18 protein-coding genes are annotated in these 19,518 nt (G+C 49.0%); 1 reads left to right on the forward strand and 17 read right to left on the reverse strand.

What is annotated here, in order from left to right:
• Nucleotides 1-33: 33 nt before the first annotated feature.
• From glf to udp, 4 genes are all read right to left on the reverse strand, one after another.
• A complete protein-coding gene (gene glf / locus ACTQ1O_RS11110; protein ID WP_441487306.1) occupies nt 34-1,134 on the reverse strand; it encodes a UDP-galactopyranose mutase in 1,101 nt (366 codons plus the stop codon).
• 121 nt (nt 1,135-1,255) lie between these two features.
• Nucleotides 1,256-2,617 carry a sodium-dependent transporter gene (locus ACTQ1O_RS11115; RefSeq protein ID WP_441487307.1) on the reverse strand — a complete coding sequence of 454 codons (1,362 nt, stop codon included), beginning with the start codon at nt 2,615-2,617 and terminating at the stop codon, nt 1,256-1,258.
• A 153-nt stretch (nt 2,618-2,770) separates the two neighbouring features.
• Nucleotides 2,771-3,586: a purine-nucleoside phosphorylase gene (locus tag ACTQ1O_RS11120; protein WP_441487383.1), complete on the reverse strand. Its 816-nt coding sequence runs from the start codon at nt 3,584-3,586 to the stop codon at nt 2,771-2,773.
• 70 nt (nt 3,587-3,656) lie between these two features.
• Complete coding sequence (gene udp, locus ACTQ1O_RS11125) at nt 3,657-4,439, reverse strand: uridine phosphorylase (protein WP_441487308.1); 783 nt, start codon at nt 4,437-4,439, stop codon at nt 3,657-3,659.
• A 275-nt stretch (nt 4,440-4,714) separates the two neighbouring features.
• Here udp and ACTQ1O_RS11130 point away from each other — a divergent pair, with 275 nt between their 5' ends.
• Nucleotides 4,715-5,203: a flavodoxin gene (locus ACTQ1O_RS11130; protein ID WP_441101036.1), complete on the forward strand. Its 489-nt coding sequence runs from the start codon at nt 4,715-4,717 to the stop codon at nt 5,201-5,203.
• Nucleotides 5,204-5,483: 280 nt separating this feature from the next.
• Here ACTQ1O_RS11130 and ACTQ1O_RS11135 read toward each other — a convergent pair whose 3' ends face one another.
• From ACTQ1O_RS11135 to ACTQ1O_RS11195, 13 genes are all read right to left on the reverse strand, one after another.
• Entirely contained in the window at nt 5,484-6,128 is a 645-nt protein-coding gene (locus ACTQ1O_RS11135) for an esterase (protein WP_441487309.1), read from the reverse strand.
• Between the two features lie 59 nt (nt 6,129-6,187).
• Nucleotides 6,188-6,985, reverse strand: a complete 798-nt coding sequence (locus ACTQ1O_RS11140) for a carbon-nitrogen hydrolase family protein (RefSeq protein ID WP_441487310.1) — start codon at nt 6,983-6,985, stop codon at nt 6,188-6,190.
• A gap of 22 nt (nt 6,986-7,007) precedes the next feature.
• Nucleotides 7,008-10,007 carry an EAL domain-containing protein gene (locus tag ACTQ1O_RS11145; RefSeq protein WP_441487311.1) on the reverse strand — a complete coding sequence of 1,000 codons (3,000 nt, stop codon included), beginning with the start codon at nt 10,005-10,007 and terminating at the stop codon, nt 7,008-7,010.
• A gap of 261 nt (nt 10,008-10,268) precedes the next feature.
• Complete coding sequence (locus tag ACTQ1O_RS11150) at nt 10,269-11,432, reverse strand: GGDEF domain-containing protein (RefSeq protein WP_441487312.1); 1,164 nt, start codon at nt 11,430-11,432, stop codon at nt 10,269-10,271.
• A 149-nt stretch (nt 11,433-11,581) separates the two neighbouring features.
• Nucleotides 11,582-12,190: a sugar O-acetyltransferase gene (locus tag ACTQ1O_RS11155; RefSeq protein WP_441487384.1), complete on the reverse strand. Its 609-nt coding sequence runs from the start codon at nt 12,188-12,190 to the stop codon at nt 11,582-11,584.
• 162 nt (nt 12,191-12,352) lie between these two features.
• Complete coding sequence (locus tag ACTQ1O_RS11160; RefSeq protein ID WP_441487313.1) at nt 12,353-12,751, reverse strand: VOC family protein; 399 nt, start codon at nt 12,749-12,751, stop codon at nt 12,353-12,355.
• A 132-nt stretch (nt 12,752-12,883) separates the two neighbouring features.
• Entirely contained in the window at nt 12,884-13,069 is a 186-nt protein-coding gene (locus ACTQ1O_RS11165) for a hypothetical protein (RefSeq protein ID WP_441487314.1), read from the reverse strand.
• Entirely contained in the window at nt 13,066-13,725 is a 660-nt protein-coding gene (locus ACTQ1O_RS11170) for a flavodoxin family protein (RefSeq protein WP_441487315.1), read from the reverse strand. Before ACTQ1O_RS11170 ends, ACTQ1O_RS11165 begins: the two co-directional genes overlap by 4 nt.
• Nucleotides 13,726-13,970: 245 nt before the next feature.
• Nucleotides 13,971-14,981: an NADP-dependent oxidoreductase gene (locus ACTQ1O_RS11175; RefSeq protein ID WP_441487316.1), complete on the reverse strand. Its 1,011-nt coding sequence runs from the start codon at nt 14,979-14,981 to the stop codon at nt 13,971-13,973.
• Nucleotides 14,978-15,433 (reverse strand): Rrf2 family transcriptional regulator, encoded by a 456-nt coding sequence (locus ACTQ1O_RS11180; protein WP_441487317.1) that lies wholly within the window; start codon nt 15,431-15,433, stop codon nt 14,978-14,980. Before ACTQ1O_RS11180 ends, ACTQ1O_RS11175 begins: the two co-directional genes overlap by 4 nt.
• 2 nt (nt 15,434-15,435) lie before the next feature.
• Nucleotides 15,436-16,248 (reverse strand): nitroreductase family protein, encoded by an 813-nt coding sequence (locus tag ACTQ1O_RS11185; protein WP_441487318.1) that lies wholly within the window; start codon nt 16,246-16,248, stop codon nt 15,436-15,438.
• Nucleotides 16,249-16,517: 269 nt separating this feature from the next.
• Nucleotides 16,518-17,831, reverse strand: a complete 1,314-nt coding sequence (locus ACTQ1O_RS11190; RefSeq protein WP_441487319.1) for an extracellular solute-binding protein — start codon at nt 17,829-17,831, stop codon at nt 16,518-16,520.
• Entirely contained in the window at nt 17,828-19,303 is a 1,476-nt protein-coding gene (locus ACTQ1O_RS11195; RefSeq protein WP_441487320.1) for a diguanylate cyclase, read from the reverse strand. The genes ACTQ1O_RS11190 and ACTQ1O_RS11195 overlap by 4 nt, the downstream gene beginning before the upstream one ends.
• Between the last annotated feature and the right edge of the window lie 215 nt (nt 19,304-19,518).

Genomic DNA, 19,518 nt, shown 5'->3' on the forward strand with positions numbered 1-19,518 from the left:
GTCTTTATTTCTGCAAAATTCCTCATCTGCGTTTTACGCAAATTCCTTTCCGGCTGCCTCGAGAGCCGCGGCAATGACCTTATCCATGTCGTAATATTTGTACTGTCCCAGCCGGCCGCCGAAGATCACGCCGGTCTCCTTGTCCGCCAGTGTCCGGTACTTCTGATACAGACTGTTGTTCTCCTCATTGTTCACCGGGTAGTACGGCTCCATGCCTACCTTCCACTCGGAGGAGTATTCACGGGAGATGACGGTCTTCGGCTGTGTCCCGAATTCAAAATGCTTGTGCTCAATAATTCTGGTATAGGGTACATCCCGGTCCGTATAATTCACCACAGCATTGCCCTGGTAATTCTCCTCGTCCAGAATCTCTGTCTCAAAGCGGACACTCCGGTACTGAAGCGGTCCGTAGCAGTAATCAAAATATTCATCGATCATTCCGGTGAACACGATCTTCGCCGCGATATCCGGATTCTTCTTACGATATTCGAAATAATCAGTTCCGGTCATGACATCACTGCCCTCAAGCATCTTCTCGATGATCTGCGTATAGCCTCCCATGGGGATGCCCTGGAACCGGTCGTTGAAATAGTTGTTGTTGTAGGTGAAGCGGCACGGGAGCCGGCGGATGATGAAGGCGGGAAGCTCGGTGCAGGGACGTCCCCACTGCTTTTCCGTGTAGCCCTTCACCAGCTTCTCATAGACATCTGTTCCAACAAGAGAAAGCGCCTGCTCCTCCAGATTCTTCGGCTCGGTGATGTGCAGACTCGCGATCTGCTCCGCGATTTTATCCTTTGCCTCCTGCGGCGTGCGGATATTCCACATCCGGCTGAAGGTATTCATATTAAACGGAAGGTTGTAGAGCTCATCCTTATAGACGGCAATCGGGGAATTGATATAGTTGTTGAATTCGGCGAACTGACTGATATATTCCCAGATCCGCCTGTCCGAAGTGTGAAAAATATGCGCGCCGTATTTGTGAACGTTGATTCCCTCGATCTCTTCCGTGAAAATATTTCCGCCGATGTGATCTCTTCTGTCAATCGCCAGACAGTGAAATCCCCTCTTCGTCGCCTCATGGGCAAAAACAGCACCGAACAGACCTGTTCCGACAATCAGATAATCATATTTCATTTTTCTATCCCTCCTGCAATTACTAATATATTTTTGTAACGATTCCGCACGTACAGATCTTTCAGATCATCATGGCGCCCGTCTGCGAATTCAGTCATCCGATTCAGCACGTACAGATCATTCAGATCGTCATGGCGCCTATCGATGACAGAATCGAGCTGACCAGAATGGCAAGAATCCCGATCGGACAGAGATACCGGATCAGTACATAAAAGAACTTTTTCAGATGGAAGGTCACATTGTTCTGCTCGACCTCCTCGATCACCGCCTGCGGCTTGATGATGTAACCCACAAAAATGCAGGTCAGTAGCGCGAGTACAGGCATAAGGATGCTGTTGCTCACAAAATCCAGAAAATCCAGAATCGACATACCGAAGATCTTAAAGGAAGAAAAAGCGCCGTATCCGAGAGAGCAGACGGTTCCGATGATCATGCAGTATACAGTCATGACGACGGTTGTCTTCGTTCGTCTCCATCCCGTGCGGTCCATAATATTCGAAACAACCGCCTCCAGAAGGGAGATCGATGAGGTAAGCGCCGCGAAAAGTGTGAGCGCAAAAAACATCAGACCGATAATTCTCCCACCCGGGAAGGCGTCAAACACCTTCGGCAGTGTGATAAACATCAGACCGGGTCCGGCGTTCAGCATGGATTCATCACCGCCCGAAAAAATGTATACCGACGGAACAATGATCATACCCGCGAGGATCGCCACGAAAGAATCGAAGAATTCAATCTGAAATACCGATGTCTCGAGATTGTCTTCCTTCTTCATATACGAGCCGTACGTCACCATGATGCCCATGGCGATGGACAGGGAGTAAAAGAGCTGTCCCAGCGCACCGAGAATCATTTTTCCGCTGAGCCTGGATACGTCCGGCTTCAGGTAATAGAGAAGACCCGCCGCAGCGTCCGGTCTTGTGACCACATAGACCGCGATGATGACGATCAGGGCCAGGAGAACCGGCATCAGAATCACGCTTGCCTTTTCGATTCCCTTGTCAACACCGAGGAATACAACCACAGCAGTTATTCCCAGAAAAACCGCCATCCAGAGGATCGGCTGCGCGGTAGTACCGATGTAGCTGCTGAAAAATCCGTCGTTCGCGGCTTCCATGTTCTGACCGGTCAGAAATACAGCAAAATATTTCGTGACCCAGCCGCCGATCGTGCAGTAGTACGGCGTGATGATCATCGGAATAATCATGCCGAGGATTCCGCAGATGTTGCTTTTTTGTCCCAGCTTCCGGAAAGCTCCGATAGAGCTCTGTCTGGTTTTTCTACCGATCGCGATTTCAGCCAGAAGGAGCGCAAAACCGAACGTCACAGCCAGGATCACATAGGTTAACAGAAAAATACCGCCGCCATATTTCGCGGCCAGATACGGAAATCTCCAGAGATTTCCGAGACCGACTGCAGATGACGCTGCCGCCAGCACGAAGCCGATTTTGCTTGAAAATGCCGAACGCTGTTTTGTGTTCATCTTATATACCGCCTTCATTTAATCTTACCCATCTGCCGCAGACCAGAACAAATCTGCGTCTGTCAAAACAGATGGATAAAAGTATAGCACAAAACTTTATGCGGCGCTATCTGCATCGCAGGGGATTTCATTTTTCTTTCCATGCGATCTGCATCACACCTTCTTCACGATGGCTGTGATCAGCCTGCTGAACTGATCCGCCACCCGATCTGCCGTCTCCTCCACCTCCCTGTGCGAAAGCGGTTTATCGGATATTCCGGCAGCCATGTTGGTGATACAGGAAATTCCGCATATTTCCATTCCCATATGCCTTGCCGCGACCGCCTCACAGGCAGTACTCATCCCCACGGCATCGCCGCCCCAGGCTCTGCACATTCTTACCTCGGCAGGCGTCTCATATGCCGGCCCGGTGAACTGCACATAAACGCCCTCACGAAGCCCGATTCCCAGATTTTCTGCCTCCAGCCGGATGATTTCCTGCATGCGTCGACTGTAAATCTCGCTCATATCGGGGAATCTCGGACCGAGCGTATCCGGATTTTCTCCGATCAGCGGGCTCGGAACCGCCGTCGCGATCTGGTCCGTAATCATCATCAGATCCCCGGGCCGGAAATCAGGGTTGACGCCGCCCGCCGCATTCGTAAGAATCAGCTTCTTCGCCCCCAGCAGGCCCATCATCCTGACAGGAAGTACGATATCCGTCATCGGATAGCCCTCATAGTAATGTACTCTTCCCTGCATGATCACAACGGGAACATCCTGAATCCACCCGAAGACAAATCTGCCCTTGTGTCCGGCGACCGTTGAAACCGGGAAGCCTTCGATTTCCGAATAATTAATGATCTCCGATATCCTCACATGATCCGCGTATTCCCCGAGACCGGAGCCGAGAACCAGAGCTGTATCCGGCATAAAATCTGTCTTGCTCCGGACACAGGCCAGACATTTATCAAGTTTTTCCATAATCATCATACGCCTCCCGATTTTTCTTTTGCCTGCTGATCCAGGTGTTTTGCTGTTTCTGCAAGAATCCGGACCACTATCTTCTCTCCCTGTCTTTCCGGATCAGATTCCGGACGGCCCCGACTGCGGTCCGCACCGCCTGATCCGTTTCCAGTACAACCGGATTCTCAAGTCCGAGCTTCTCCCTCTCCTGATTCGCGATGACCAGAAAGCAGGCGCCCGCCCTGGCCCGCAGCTTTCCGGCACAGATAAACAGTGCCGCCGACTCCATCTCGGACGCGAGACAGCCCATCATCTTCCATGCATTCCATTTCTGAATCAGCTCATAACCGGCCGGCATCTTCTCCGGCTCGTGCTGTCCGTAAAAAGCATCCTTACTCTGCACAACGCCGTAATGGCATCGAAAGCCCTGCTCCTGTGCTGATGTGACCAGTGCATTGGTTACATCAAGATCCGGTACCGCAGGGTATTCGATTGGCGCGTATTCCCTGCTGGTCCCCTCCATCCGTACCGCTCCTGTCGCGATGACGATGTCTCCGCTCTTGACATCCGTCTGTATGCCTCCGCAGGTGCCGGTCCTCACAAAGGTATCCGCGCCGCAGCGGTACAGCTCCTCCATTGCGATCGCTGCCGACGGACCGCCGATTCCGGTCGATGTGACGCTTACCTTCTCACCGTCCAGATATCCGGTGTATGTCGTAAACTCCCGATTCTCTGCAATCTTCTCGGGTTTATCCAGATACCGCGCAATTTTTTCACAGCGCTTCGGATCACCGGGCATGATGACATAGCGTCCCACCTCGCCCCTGCAGGTCTGAATGTGATACTGCCTCTCCGGATCCTTCGAATAATTCTTCAATGAAAAAACCTCCCTTCCGGATGATCATTACCTGATGCTATTTTACAACAAATCCATATCTCTGCGGGCAGAAAATGCAGCGCTGTGCGCCTGTTATTGAACAAAAAAGCGCTTCCTGAAATCTGTTTCACTTTATGTCACGATGCGTTATAATGATAAACAGGTCCTGCAGTATAGATGCTGAATTGCAATGATTTTCCGACTGCGGAGCCCGGCCGTTATGTTAATCGAAACAGAAAGAACATCTTACAAATGGTGAGAAGGAGGATTTTTGTATGAGCAAGACATTAGTCGCATATTTTTCCGTAAGTAATACAACCAAAGCAGTTGCGGAGAAGATCGCGGAAGAGGAAAAAGCAGATATCTTCGCGATTGTTCCCGAGAAGCCTTACACAAAGGAGGATCTGAACTGGAAGGACAAGCAGGCAAGATCTACGGTTGAGATGGCGGATCCGAACTGTCATCCCGCTATGGCTGAGAAGACTCCGGATCTCAGTGCGTACAAGACGGTCATCCTCGGATTCCCGATCTGGTGGGGAAGAGAGCCAAGTATTGTAGACACCTTCCTGACCTCCGCCGATTTCGCGGGGAAGATCATCATTCCCTTCTGCACCTCCGGCGGAAGCGGCATGGGAAGAACATGTGAGCGAATTCAGAACATCGTCGGCAAGGATGCAAAAGTCATGGAGGGACGCCGTGTCGGCGGAGAAGTCTCCATGGAGGATCTGAAGCTCTGGTTTGACGGTTTCCAGGAGTGGAACTGAGTCTTCCCGTCGTTCTGAGAGCCTTTCGTCAAGTGGGCCATAAGCCCTATCCGCTTACAGGGCGTTTGAAGCTGAATGCAGTCACATTGCCTGCGGCTCACTGTTCGCGTAAATGAACAGCTCGCCGTGCGCGTCCAGATGGGCGTGTGCGGCGAGCTGTCGTTATTGTTGTCCTAAAAACCCGGAAAGCTCAATTTTTCTGGTTGCCTGTGTCCGGAAAAAACGGTAAGCACAATTTTTCTGGTAATCTGCCCGGAAAGAGCCGGCATCGTATCCGCCATCAGGGATGCGTCATCACCCAGGAAAATGCCTTCGCCGTTCTTCCATCCGAATCCCGGAAGTGATTTCCCTCATTCCACTCCAGAGTGCAGGAAACCTTCTGCTTCTGAAGGATCTCATATGTCTCACGGATCCTGTCTCCCACAGCTGACATCACCGCATTGCGGGTCCGCTCCTCCCTGTCTCCAAGGCTCAGATACACCGATTTGCTCTGAATTTTATGCTCTTTCATGTAACCGGTGAACCCCGGAAACCACACGGAGGGAGACGCGGCGGCAGCTCCGCAGAACCGGTCCGACTGACAGGCCGCCCACAGAGCAAACAGTCCGGCGAGAGAATATCCTCCGATGTAATAATTTCTTCTGACGGAATCGTTTCTGCTGCCGTCATCACAGTACTTTATCATTTCTTTCAGTGTCCCGCACGCCCCGTCGCCAAAGGCTTCCTTTCCAAATACCGCCGGTGCCTTCCATGGGGACAGATCCCTGTTCCAGTCATCTACCAGAAAGGCGGTCAGCCTGAAATCCTTTCCGGTATCCGCATGAATCAGCCTGATTTCATTTTCAATCAAAGCCAGATCATGATCATCCACCGGCTGAAGAAGGATATTTTCTGCCGTACCATCTCCATATTCAAATATCTTCATAAATTAAATCCTTTCGGCTTTGCAGCCGGGAGCGAACGATGCCCCAGCAATCTTTTGGGCTACGCGTAGTGCTCCGGCCTTCGAAGCGAGAGGTACGGACGCGTCTTTCGTCGCGCAGCACATCCCGCAAGGTCTGTCTCCGCGATCAGCAGTTCTTCCTGATCTCCCGCCAGTGTCGTCAGGTTTCCGTCAAAATCTGACAAAAGGGATTCCCCGGAGAATTCCATCTGTCCTTCCGTGCCGCACCGGTTGCACATTGCTATATTGACAATATTCTGAAACGCCTGCGTCCGGATCTCCCAGCGAAACATCTCAGCTGGCTCAGCCTTCGTATTCGCTGTAGGTATCAGAATCAGCTCCGCGCCGCGGAGCGCCTCTGTTCGTATGCTCTCGGGATAGTGTCGGTCAAAACACACCACGATACCGATTTTTCCAAACCGGGTGTCAAAAACGGAAAAGCCGTCATCCGAAGGCGTATAGTAATCCTGCTCATAGAACTGCTCACATTCGGCGATATGTACCATTTTCTGCGTTCCAAGGATCGTTCCTACGTCATCGATCAGAAAGCTCATATCATACCGATGTCCGTTTTCCTCCACATAAAAATTCGGTGACGCATAGATACCGTTTTTCCGGCAGACATCACAGAATTCCCGGATATATCTGCTGTCCCGTGACAAAAGATACGCGGAAGCGTCCCGAGACGGGTACTGCGGGAAGAAGGGCGACAGCTGAATTTCCGGGTAGCAGATCAGATCCGCGCCTTCTGCTGCAGCCCTCTCCGCAAGCCGCACTAACTTTTGAAAATTATCTTCCATATCTGCTGTTGTCTTCATCTGTGCAAGTGCAATCTTCATTTATTTTCTCCTGATCACAGCCTTATACCGTGCAGCCCTGGTTTTTTCCGTGGTGTTTTGCCAGATACATGGCCTTGTCCGCATTGTTGATCATAGTCTGGCAGTCTTTTCCATCACTCGTGATGCCGATGCATGCAGTCAGTGGTATTTCGACGTTCCCGTACTTTACGCAAACCTTACGAATTTCACTCAGCAGATCGGATGACAGTTTCGAGAGATCTGTCCCGGGATCTCTGACCAGACCCACGAACTCATCTCCCCCATATCGGTAAAAATCAATCTTTCTCGAAACTCCAAAATTCAGGAGAAGGTTTCCGAGCGCACACAGACATCTGTCTCCTGCGGCGTGCCCGTACCTGTCGTTGATGTCTTTAAAATTGTCAAGATCTAGCATGATCGCCGCCGTGATTTCCTGCGCCGGTTTCTTTTCACCATTTTCAAGAAATTCATTCAGGCTCAGACGGCTGTACAGACCGGTCAGATGATCATAGCGCCTGTCACGGTCCGCCTTTGAGTACATCTCCATCGCCTGCCTGACCTGCTTCTGCAGAAGCTCCTTCTCCTGTTTTCCGTGAAGGCGCTCGATCTCCAGCTCCTGAATATGTTTTGCCTCCCTGGAAATATCCACGCCGTATAGGATACTTTCAATATGGCCGTTCGAAGGGTTGTCGATCAGATGGGCGGTGATTCTGGACCAGCGGATTGATCTGTCATCGTAGTAGGATTCGGTCTCGTGCACGATCTGATGCTGATTGTTCTGATAGGCTTTCAGCTGCGCATCCCTGCAGAAAATCCGGAAGAATTCCTCCTGTCCCTCCGGCGTAGGCACAAAGGAACCAATCCTTCGAATCAGGCTGTCGACACTTTCCATGTTCTGCATATTCCTGGCATTCTGGGCGTGTCCGCCGGAGCTGATCCACCTGTCCGCAGTCAGATCCATGTGAAAAACACCCTGTCCGTCCGGAAGCGCCTCGAGAATGGAGCGGATCTGACCGGTATACCTGGTCTGCGCGGCTTTCGTTTCTGTGATGTTTCTTCCGTATTCCATGAAGACCCTTCTGCCGTTCCAGGTTGTGAACCGCGCCTTCAGGCGGAAAATATGCTCACCGTCATCCGTCTCGATTTCCTTCTCTGTCTCATCTCCCATCTGCTTCATCGGGCAATGTCCGCACGGCGCGTTCAGCCCGAGCATGTACTCGTAGCACTTTCTTCCCTGATACGGTTCGTCGGGATGACCGGATATATCCAGTGTCATCTTATTGGCGAAGACCATGGAATAATCCTCCGGGTGACACACTTGAATAAACTGACCGGAATTGTCGGTAAGATCCAGAAGATTGTAGATGTCTACCTGCTGTCCGGCAGTTTCGCTTACCTGGGAATTCGGAGAATCCATCTGGTCAAGCGTCTCCTGAGAGGAGATTAACAGATTACGGAAATTCTCCTCACTCATCGGCCGGTAAAAATAATATCCCTGAATATAATCGCAGCCGGTTTTTTGAAGGAAATCCGCCTGGCTTGCGTTTTCTACTCCTTCCGCAACAATTGACAGCCCTGCCTTGTGACATACGTCGATGATCGCGGTAATGATGCTTCTTGTAACCGGCTGGCTCTCGATCCGGTCGATGAAGGTCTTGTCAATCTTGATGATATCAATTGGAAAATTGCCGATCATGCCAAGCGAAGAATAGCCCGCTCCGAAATCATCCATCAGAACTTTTGACCCGTTCTTCCGAAACTGGGAGAGGTAATAAGCACAGTTTTCCTTCAGAACCGCCACGGAGGTTTCCGTCACCTCATAGTTGATCATACCGTCCGGAAGCCGGCTCTGCATCCGGTAGCTGAAGATATCATTTATCATCTGATCATTGTAAAAATCCTGCCGGGACAGATTGATGGAAACAGGAACATACTTCAGGCCCTTTTCCTGCATGAATTTCTGGAATTGATATACCTTGCCAAGCACAAAATGATCAAGCTGTGAAACGAGACCGTTTTTCTCCAGTTCCGGTATGAAGTCACCAGGTGAAATCACTCCCATCTCCGGATGTTTCCAGCGCACCAGAGCCTCCGCGGAACTGATCCTCCCATCCGAGCACCGAACCACCGGCTGAAAATAAACCTTCAGCTCATCTTTCAGCAGGCTGTCCTGAAAGCTTGACAGAATTCCGGCGCGGTTAACATATCTCTTCCGCATTTCCAGATCAAAAATTGCAAAATTTCCGGTTTCACGCTGGTCTGACGCTTCCTTCGCCAGGATTGTACGGTCCACCATCTTTGTGACGGACTCTTCGCGCGAATCAATCGGATAGATTCCGCAGCGCAGATGCAGATGTACACTCTGCAGATCATTTGTCCACTGCAGATTCAGAAGCTCATCCAGACGATTGAGATCCAGCACATTCTTTTTTACCAGAAAAATAAACCAGTCTGATTCCAGACGCGCGGAAACAGCCGGACTGAGCCAGCTGTTCTTCAATGTCTGGAAAATATACAGAAGGATCTGGTCGCCACGTGAAATCCCGAAGGTCTCGTTCATCGCCTTGAAATTGCGCAGATCAAACATGATCATCGCATACTTGCGCGGATCATCACGAAAGAATATCCGTTCCGTCTCCCGGATGAATCCCTTCCGCGAGAACCCTTCCGTCAGCGAATCAAAATATTCATGTTCCAGAAGCCGGGTCAACTCTGCGCGGGATTGTGGAAGTCTTGCGGATATTGTCTCACTCTCGCCCACAGTACTGAGAACCAGCGCATGACCGGTGCTTCCATCCGGAAGAGTCATATTCACGGCATCAACCGTCTCATATATGCCCCTGATCGGGTCAAGATATGTCTGCGGCCCGTAGATATGGTTTGCCACAGGACATGGGGGACATGGCCCATCCAGATTCATGAGGCATTTGTAGCACTTTTTTCCTGCTTCCAGCCCCGGATACAACTCAAGAATCGTATCGTTGCAGCTGATTACATTGTAATTGTTGTCGATGATATATACACCGGATGACTTATTACTCATATTGTTACTTATTCTAACCCGTTTCTAACCCGTAATTTTTCGCGGGAGCCGCAATTGATGACCCCGTATGAAAGCCTTTGTCCTGTTACCGAATCCCTGATGATCTGATTCACACTGAATGTTCTGCGCCGTAAATCACCGGCGGTCTGATCTGCATTGCGTGAACTGCACCGTAAATCGTCGGCGTTCTGATCTGCATTGCGTGAACTGCACCGTAAATCGTCGGCGTTCTGATCTGCATTGCGTGAACCGCGCCGTAAATCACCGTCCGCGTCTGGCCGAAAATTTGATCTGATACATCTTCCTGTCCGCCACTGCAATAAACGTCTTGGGGCTGTCTGATCCGTTCCAAACAGATGTACCGGCGCTGAAGGTGATCGGACAGGGCATCCTTCTCTCCTCCGCCAGAATTTTCGTTTTTTCCCTAATCGCAATTAAATCCCGTTCTATCTCAGAGCGGTCATCCGAACAGAGGATAATCGCAAATTCATCTCCTCCGTACCGGTAAAGAATTGATCGGTTTCTGGCGCCTTCCATGCATGTCGTGATGGCATCTCCGATGATTGTGAGAGCAGTGTCTCCGGTATTATGTCCGAAGCTGTCATTGATGGATTTGAAATCATTCAGATCAATCATTGTAAAAGAAAGCTCCTGACCTGGCCGAAGATTTCTCATCATCGATGTAACGTTGCGGATAATCATTCTCCGGTTTTTCAGCCCCGTCAGCGGGTCCAGATAAATGAGGTACTCCATGGAATTCACATAGATAATGACCGCGGAGACGCTCAGAACCGGGCAGAGCACCGGGATCGTCGGCATAAAAAACTGAACGAAAGCAGCAGCCAGCGGAATCAGCGGGTATGTACCGTAAAAAATATAGATACCTCTGACGGCGAAATTATCTCTTCGGAACGCGTCCAGATATGACCGTATCATCGAGACGATAATGTAGGCAAAGCAGATCGCGTAGATCAGAAGATACGCACGTCCCCTGTGATAGGTTCCATCAGCATCTATATAAAACATACTCTTCAGGAACAGATTCAGAATGATCAGTACTATGAATAATAATACGGGAAGGAAGGCAAGACCAATTTTCCCGGGATTCCGGATCATCGCAGAATCCCTGCAGGATTCAAAGTACAGGAAAACCTCACACGTTATCACGACAATCGCAATGAAGTAAATGCTCTTAAAAAAAACCACAAGACTATCTGTGTATTCCCTGTTACTATTCATCATCAACAGTGAGAAAGCATCCGACAGAAAAAGAACGATATGCCACGTCAGCAGCTTTCGAAAATACATCTGTCCCTTAATTCTGCTGTTCAGAATCAGTTTCAGGATCAGCACGAACATGATAGTCGAACCGAAAACATTGATTTCCAGATATAGCAGACGAAAAAGGCTCGAGATTTGCAGCATGAAGAAATCCTTCCTTCGAAAACGTTTAGACGTGTGACAATTACAGAAAGAGGCATCCACGCAGACCGCCGGTAACGCAGATCACCCCTTTTATCTAATCGTTGAGTATACTATTGATCATATGATTATACAATAGCCATATGAGAATATCAGAATTCCGGACGCACCTTCATCCGGTCTGCATCTGTAATTTTCCGGATCACCCGGCAGGGCACACCCGCAGCAAGTGAATCCGGAGGAATATCTCTGGTCACGACGCTTCCAGCGCCGATTACGCATCCATCCCCGATCGTAACTCCTCCGCAGACGGTAACGTTACCCGCAAGCCAGCAGTTGCTGCCGATGTTGATCGGCTTTGCGTATTCACTGTCCGTCACTGTTCCGTCCTGCTTCACGTAAGGATTTCTTTCCTGCCAGCGAAATGGATGCACGGGCGTGAGAAGAGAGACACCAGGTCCGAAAAAGACATTGTCTCCGATAGTCACCGGACAGCAGTCCAGGCACGTGAAGTTGAAATTGGCATAGAAATTTTTCCCGACAGAGGTAAAGCAGCCATAATCGAACTGAACCGGCCCCTGCAGAAAGAAGGAATCCCCGGAAATTCCAAGCTCATGCAAAATTTCCGTACGCCTCTTCTCTGTCTCAGGAAGCCCGTTATACTCCAGGCAAAGACGATGCGCCTTTGTCCGAAGAGCGGACAGTTCTTCATCCGACGGATCGTACAATTCTCCCGCCAGCATTTTTTCCTTTTCACTCATCATTGTCTGCTCCTATATTAATTACAGGCAATTGCCTGCTATTTTTTCTACTGGCAATTACCTGTGATTCTGCTTTTCTTCCGGTGATTGTCCGTTAACCCGCTTCTCTTCAGGTTAATGCCTGCCCTATCATTTCTTTTTCGTATAAATCAGACTTATCTTTTATCGCTCCTGGAAAATCTCAATCGACTCTCCGGCCTTTCCTCTGACGAAGGCAACCCGGATATTCATCTTCGGTTTCGTATCCAGAACCAGATCCGCAGGCTCGGAATCAATCGGCAGCCCCTCCTTCCGAAAAAGTTCAACCGCCTCATCTGCGCTCTCAACCGTCAGCGCCAGGTGACCGATCACGCCATCTCCGCGCTTCTGCTCCGCATTGTCCCACAGCTCAATCGTACCTGTTCCGGTATCGATCATCGCCATATTACCCAGGCCATCCACGTAACAGCCCGCTGTTTTCCGGAAGCCAAGAACGTTGCAGTAAAAATCGATAACCTCGTCCATTTCCTTTTTTCCATGACAATTCAATGCAACATGATTCATACCTGTGATTGTACTCAAAGCTCTTCTCCTTGTTCTAGAAACATTAATGATTCGTTGTTAGTGAAACGGAATGATTCGCTGTTACTCAAGCGGAGTGATTCATTGTTCCTTGAACATAATGGTTCATTGTTCCTGGAACAGAATGATTCATTATTCCCGGAACGCAATGAATGTCCGCTTCATATTATAGGTTTTCAGAGCGGTCAGGTCAATCTGATCCTTATAGCGATCAGCCGGTTCACTGCCAGGAACGCAGTCCCACATGTGATAGTGACCGCTGTTATTATTACTGCCCAGCTCCAGGATTCCTGATAAAAAGCCCTGCGTCAGGCTCATTTTTCTTCGTCAATGTCCATCAGGCTTAATTTCATTCCCAGATCAAATGCCTTCTGCAAATCAACAGGAAACAGCTCTTCATTGGCTTTCTTTTTATCCTCCGCATCAAAGCCTCCCATATTGAACTTCGAGTAGTCTGCTACCTGCAGTGTGTTGAAGCACGGGCACAGATACACCTCTCCATTGAGCTGTTTGAATTCATCCGCATAGGCTTCAAATTTTTCTTTATAGAGCTTGTCATAAAACTCTCTTGTGGCATTCATGGTCACAAACATACCGACATTCACTTTTCCCTTGAAATAATTGCTGTAATCATCATAAGAAAGAGCACAGAAATGAAGCCGTTCCAGAAGCGCAAAATACTGACTGGTTGGCCTGCCCAGGTAAATCGGTGTGCCGATAAAAAGCGTATCCGCCGCAAAAATTCTGTCAATGACCGGAGAGAGATCATCCTTCCAATAACAATGACAGCGTTCCACTCCCTTCCTCTTGCAGAGCATACAGCTCCTGCACCCCTTAAAATCCAGGTCATATAAGTTGATATATTTCACTTCGGATCCTGCCTTGGAAGCGCCATCGGCGGCCGCCTTCAACAGCTTCGCTGTGTTCCAGTTTTTTCTGGGACTTGCATTCAATACAATCGTTTTCATACCCATAATTCTTTATCCTTTCTTTATTCTGACTCTTGTGCAAACTGATTATGATCCGGCAACGAGATAAAACACGCTGCGCGAGTTTTATCTCGCTATCGCGACGCTCGCCGCACACGAATACTTCGCATTCGGCTGCGGCTCACTGTTCGCGTAAATAGAAAAGGCTCCGGCAGTCATCACCAGAGCCCAGATACATTACGATTATATCACACAATTCATCGGACAAGTATAATATTTCATGATACCTGTTACTGTTCACCGATCTTCAGGATCGTCTTGCCCTTCGATTTTCCCTGTTTCACCTTGTTGAGTGCCGCATTGACTTCATCCAAAGTAAAAACAGTATCAATGGAAGTCTCCAGCGGATGTTCACGGTCAAACAGTCTGCCGATCCTGTCCAGCTGGCTGCCGTCCTCGTGCACAAACAGAAAATCATAGGTCTGTTTTTTGGCTGCCGCCATGCGGTCATACCTGCTGCCTGCCAGTTGAAAAAGGATCCGCTTGAAGAACGGCAGGCCGCTTCGTCTGGCAAATCGACCGTTTGGCAGTCCGCGCAGAGAAACCAGATTTCCGCCTTCCTTCAGAACCTTGAATTCATTTGGAAGCTCACGATCGCCGAGGGTATCCAGAACATGATCTACATCCGAGAGAACATCTGCATAGTTTTCCTTCCTGTAATCGATAAATCTCTCTGCCCCGAGCTTTCTGACACGTTCCTCATTGTCACTGCTTCCATTTGTATAAACGTGCAGCCCAAGGCTTTTGGCTACCGGTATGGCCATTGCGCCGAGGCTTCCCGTCCCTCCGGAAATAAAAACAGATTCACCGGCACGCACATTCATGATGTCAAACGCCTGCATCGCGGTAAGCGCCGTCAGCGGAACCGTCGCCGCCTCCTCAAAGGAAAGATATTCCGGGATCGAAGCCACTGCCGTTTCTTTCACAGCGACATACTCCGCAAAGGCGCCGATCTTCTTCAACGGCATTCTCCCGTAGACACGATCCCCGGGTTGGAACCGGGAAGCGTTCTTCCCGGTTTTCTCCACGATCCCGGCAAATTCATTGCCCATCACAAGAGGCATCGCATAGGGAACGATCAGCTTGACTTCGCCACGGATGATCATATTATCCAGCGGATTGACTGCCGCTGCGATAATCTTCACCAGAATCTCATCTTCTTCCGGGACCGGCGTCGTAATTTCACGGACATCCAGGTCCGTACCTTTTTTATCGTAATGTGTCAAAACAGCAGCCTTCATTTTATCGATTCCTCCGATTTCTCTGTACTGTGCTCCACAATGTACCTGCTCATATCCGTGATACAGTCTTCAAGTGTCATGCTCTGCAGCCGGCTCTCCACATCCCTCTCCATGCCCCGGAACATACTTCCCAGAACCGGACGAATATTGTGTCCGACGATGCAGGCATCATTTGGATTCTGATGAATATCGAACAGATGGAGAGAATCTGTTTCCATTACTGCCTTGTAAATGTCAAGCAGGGAGATCTGTTCCGGTTTCTGCCGCAGACGGAACCCGCTGATCCCGCGGTGACCCTCAATAATCCCCTCCTTGCTGAGCCTGGTCGTCAGCTTTCTGATGTAGCTTGGATTTGTTCCGACGCTCGCCGCGATCTGATCTGAATTCATCGGTGTCTCCGATTCTGAGATCAGGATCAGCGCATGGATGGCCGATGAAAATTTTGTATCCATACTTATTTCTCCAGTTCATAGGTGGCGATATATTCTGTGTTCTCCGGTGCTGCAATTCCGGGATCGGACTGTATAAATCTGCCGCTCGGTCCGGCTTTCTTTGCAGCGATATCAAAATGACAGAGGGCGATTCCCAGGTCAACCTTCTGAATATCTCCTGTGGATTCTCTGTCATAGCCCTTCGTTTTTGCTTCGTAGAAGTGTACTCTGCCTTCCTCTGTCACAGCTCTCCACGGCTGCTTGTTTGTCGCAGAAGGTGCCAGGCGCACCAGTTCAAGAGAGCCTGCCCACTTACCGGCATTCTCTTCCCTGAGAGGATGCTGAAAATCGCCCTCAAAGAAAAGTTCTTCAAACGGCAGCCGGTGATCGGATTTCATTCCCTTTCGCATCAGATTCTCCCGGATTGAACGCTTCTGTGCGGCGTAGCCCAGCGGTGTCACCGCGGGCATAACTTCATTCTCACCGAGATTTATCGCTTTTTCAAATGCCTTGCGGTCAATGGTTGCTGCCAGCCATACCGTTCCGAGCCCCAGAGACGTCGCATAAAGGACGAACTTCTCAAAGGAATAGCCGAACGCAATCTCCGCGTTTTTCTGTTTCTGATATTTCCCGGCCACATAGGTATCTGCGCCTACAATCACCGGACTGCTGACTCCGTCCTTTTCCGTATTCAGAATGGAGAATGTAATCGGAACGCCGAACGGATTATCATCCTGCTCCAGATATTCCCGGACCTGCTGCATGACCTGCTCAGGAATCCTTTTCTCTTCGTAGGTTCTTACACTTATTCTCTTTCTGATTGTCTCTGTATTCATGATTACCTCTTCTTCCTTCGCGCTGTGTGCTGTATTCCAGTAGATTTGTATTTGTATCTGTTGCAGATACATTATCATGTACAGTCCAATCTGTCAAGGCTTCTTGTCTGAATTATTTTTTCCTCCCTCGGAAGCTGTATGCGAAAAAAAAACGTGGAGAGGGAGATAAAAAGGATATTTAATCGGAATCATCTGTGTGCGGAAAAGATCCGGATCAGGCAGAACAAGTGAAGGATAAACGCAAAGATGCGGCAGGAAAAGCAGCCGCATCATTCTCCGCTGTCAAGTATGGTCTCCCATTTGTCTGTGAGTTCCTTTGAGCAGGTGTTCAGATCCTCGACGCCATACACATATTTTGCAGCTTCGTCATTGAAAGCATCGATGATATCCAGATTTTCATTTGACGGTCCCATCGTCTCGAAGCGGTTCAGATTGCGCAAGACATAATTTCCGGCCTCGGCGTCAAAATCATTCAGCGATCCGTTCTCTCTCAGGATTTTTCGTGCTTTTTCACTGACAGGAATTCCTTTCTCCGTTCCCTGCAGCAGAACCATATCTTTGTCATTGAGCAGAAAGTTCAGAAGTTCAGCAGATTGCCTGGGATGCCTGGTATTTTTGCTGATGGCATACATCGTGGCCGGTTTCACATACCATCCGTAAAGCGGTTCATTCGCAGAAGTAACAGGAGGGTTAGCCAGCACAGGTGATACCCCTTTGCCCTGCAGCTGAGAACAGTAATTGTCTGCGTCACTTGCCCAGATGCCAACCCCCGCACAGGTTCCGTTGCTGAAATCCGTGTCGGTGCTCTTTCCATTCAGGCAGATCACCTGATTGTCAAAGAGGTCTTTGTAAAATTTCAGCAGTTCACCCGCCTCATCGGTTCCTCCGGTATATTTTCCGTCTTTGTCAAAAAGAGTCTGACCGGCAGTCTGCTCATAGTGCGCAATCACAGAAAGAAAAATGTGCTTATTGCTCAGATGAACAGGATAGCAGCCGTTTTTGCTCATGACGGATGCGGCCTTGAACAAATCATCCCATGTCTCGGGAGTCTTTAATCCGAATTTGTTGAGAATGTCCGGATTGTAATAGAAAACCATGGCATTATAGGCGATCGGAATTGCGTTCAGTACGCCATTCGATGTCCCGTAACTCAGATCCTTATTGCTGTAGCTATCGAGGTCAATGTAATCCGAGAGGGCGTTCAGATTATAATAGCCGGAGCCGTCAGCGGAGTATTCGCGGATCCAGTTATAATTGATCTGCATCACATCAGGCGCCTTGCCTGAAAGCATGTATATGCGATTGCGGCGCTCATATCCATTCCACACATTATAGGAGCAGTTGACCTCGATCTGCGGGTATTTTTCCTGAAATACATCAATACCTCTCAGGGTATACAGATGCCTGTCGTCGTTTCCCCACCAGCCGAAGGTAATGGCGGTGTTTTTTTTCATGTTTTTCGTGACGGTATGACTTTCCGGTTTGTATACGACATAATAATAGCTGAAACCGAAGAAAGACAAAAGCAGGAGAATCCCGATGATAAAACGGTATGCGTTGTGCTTTTTCGCGAATCTGATCATATTGTATCACTTTCCTTGTCTTCGAAATAATCCTGGCCTTTTCCGTTTTTCTTTCCTCTGTAGAGAAGCGCATCTGCCCTCCTGAAAACTCTTTCGAAATCGTGATCGTCGCTGAGCACGATAGAGGTACCGCTGCAGAACGAAAGCCCGTCGCCTGCATAATCCCTCCCGAGACTTTCTTTGAAGCGGGACCGCAAAGCGTCGGTATATTCTCTGAGCTCTCTCCGGGCACTTTCCTCATCCACGATATCCATGCATCCGAAAACGCCAAACTCGTCGCCGCCGAGTCTGCCGAGTATAAACTCGGATCCGTAGGTTTCCGAGAGAAGGCCGGAGAAGCGGCGAAGTACATTATCTCCTTCCAGATGACCGTGCTGATCGTTGATCGATTTAAAATTATCCAGATCGAAGATGGTAAAACTCAGCATTTTGTCTGCAGACATTTCCTGAATGAAGCGGTTTGCCATTATGTGAAATTCCTCGTTGTTGTACAGACCGGTCATTCGGTCATGGTGGGCTTCTTCCTGCAGCGAATCTACATAATGATTCGCTGTGACATTGATCCGGCTTGTTTCTATTATACCGAAGATCAGGATCAGTCCAACAACGGCAAGAATGACAAGCATGGTGGTCTCCATGAAACGGTTGTTGTCCTGTACGATCAGTCGCACAGGCACCGTGCAGATCACACGCCATCCATTGCTGCATTCATCGCTGGTGATCAGCGCCTTGTCCGCCATCACGCTGCCGTTTCTGAGGCTGCCAAGGTACGACACGGTGGATGCCGGAAGCTCTGTTCCAATTTTGTCGCTATCATTCGAATAGAGGATCCGGTTATCGTCGTTTACCAGAGACACATTCATACCATTCAGCTGTTCAGGAATCTGAAACACATTCTTCAGTTCACGGGAGTAGAAAGAAATCAGGATGACACTGTACTTATTGAAACGTTCAAAGTAGTAAATGTGTTCAATGTCGTTGTTCAATCCGAAATACCAGGCACTGTTTCCCTCATTTTGCTCCAGGATCTTACTGAAGGCCTCATACATTCCGCCGTCCGCATACATATTCTTTGTGACTTTTGACAGTGACCCGATGACTTCATCATCACTGTAGATGATAGCAAAATCGGCATAATTGTCCAGAAGGCTCAGATCTGTGATATTGTCATTGATTTCATTGGAAATCTGGAGCTGCGTATACGGATCCGCATTTTTATCCGTGGGGTTATAAGTATAATTGGTACTGTTGGAAAAAAGAAGCGCGGAAGCCTTCTCAACCTTGGTCAGATAGGAATCTATGTTCAGTTCCATCTGGCGGTTGCTGGCGCTGATCAGACTGGCAGCATTCTCCCGCATGAAAATATTTGATCTTCCTGTAAGAAGCAGAACAATATACAACGAGATCCCCAGGATCAGCGTTGAAAAAAGAATAATGGTACGAAGTTGTGTTTTCTTAAATTCATTACCCATATCTAAAACTGTTGCGTTTAAAAGTGTGCATGCTGATAGGTATGCTGAATATCAAAAAATACTAAAAATATATTATCACTGAAAATGGCAGGTGTCAATTTATGTAAATTTATGTAAATTCAGCCGGAGCATTACACAACGCGTGTATGCCCCGGCTGCACTCATCCATACGTGCCGTGGTGTCAATTTCTGTTGGATATATTTATATATTAGCA

The sequence above is a fragment of the Bilifractor sp. LCP21S3_A7 genome (assembly GCF_052118825.1).
Lineage (GTDB): Bacteria > Bacillota > Clostridia > Lachnospirales > Lachnospiraceae > Bilifractor.

What these genes read in the sequence shown, in the direction of transcription:
- ACTQ1O_RS11170 (WP_441487315.1), bottom strand. Translation starts at nt 13,725, where the DNA reads ATGGGTATGAAAACGATTGTATTGAATGCAAGTCCCAGAAAAAACTGG.
- ACTQ1O_RS11165 (WP_441487314.1), bottom strand. Translation starts at nt 13,069, where the DNA reads ATGAGCCTGACGCAGGGCTTTTTATCAGGAATCCTGGAGCTGGGCAGT.
- ACTQ1O_RS11155 (WP_441487384.1), bottom strand. Translation starts at nt 12,190, where the DNA reads ATGAGTGAAAAGGAAAAAATGCTGGCGGGAGAATTGTACGATCCGTCG.
- ACTQ1O_RS11175 (WP_441487316.1), bottom strand. Translation starts at nt 14,981, where the DNA reads ATGAAGGCTGCTGTTTTGACACATTACGATAAAAAAGGTACGGACCTG.
- ACTQ1O_RS11150 (WP_441487312.1), bottom strand. Translation starts at nt 11,432, where the DNA reads ATGCTGCAAATCTCGAGCCTTTTTCGTCTGCTATATCTGGAAATCAAT.
- ACTQ1O_RS11180 (WP_441487317.1), bottom strand. Translation starts at nt 15,433, where the DNA reads ATGGATACAAAATTTTCATCGGCCATCCATGCGCTGATCCTGATCTCA.
- ACTQ1O_RS11130 (WP_441101036.1), top strand. Translation starts at nt 4,715, where the DNA reads ATGAGCAAGACATTAGTCGCATATTTTTCCGTAAGTAATACAACCAAA.
- ACTQ1O_RS11135 (WP_441487309.1), bottom strand. Translation starts at nt 6,128, where the DNA reads ATGAAGATATTTGAATATGGAGATGGTACGGCAGAAAATATCCTTCTT.
- ACTQ1O_RS11115 (WP_441487307.1), bottom strand. Translation starts at nt 2,617, where the DNA reads ATGAACACAAAACAGCGTTCGGCATTTTCAAGCAAAATCGGCTTCGTG.
- ACTQ1O_RS11190 (WP_441487319.1), bottom strand. Translation starts at nt 17,831, where the DNA reads ATGATCAGATTCGCGAAAAAGCACAACGCATACCGTTTTATCATCGGG.
- ACTQ1O_RS11140 (WP_441487310.1), bottom strand. Translation starts at nt 6,985, where the DNA reads ATGAAGATTGCACTTGCACAGATGAAGACAACAGCAGATATGGAAGAT.
- ACTQ1O_RS11185 (WP_441487318.1), bottom strand. Translation starts at nt 16,248, where the DNA reads ATGAATACAGAGACAATCAGAAAGAGAATAAGTGTAAGAACCTACGAA.
- ACTQ1O_RS11120 (WP_441487383.1), bottom strand. Translation starts at nt 3,586, where the DNA reads ATGATTATGGAAAAACTTGATAAATGTCTGGCCTGTGTCCGGAGCAAG.
- glf (WP_441487306.1), bottom strand. Translation starts at nt 1,134, where the DNA reads ATGAAATATGATTATCTGATTGTCGGAACAGGTCTGTTCGGTGCTGTT.
- ACTQ1O_RS11145 (WP_441487311.1), bottom strand. Translation starts at nt 10,007, where the DNA reads ATGAGTAATAAGTCATCCGGTGTATATATCATCGACAACAATTACAAT.
- ACTQ1O_RS11195 (WP_441487320.1), bottom strand. Translation starts at nt 19,303, where the DNA reads ATGGGTAATGAATTTAAGAAAACACAACTTCGTACCATTATTCTTTTT.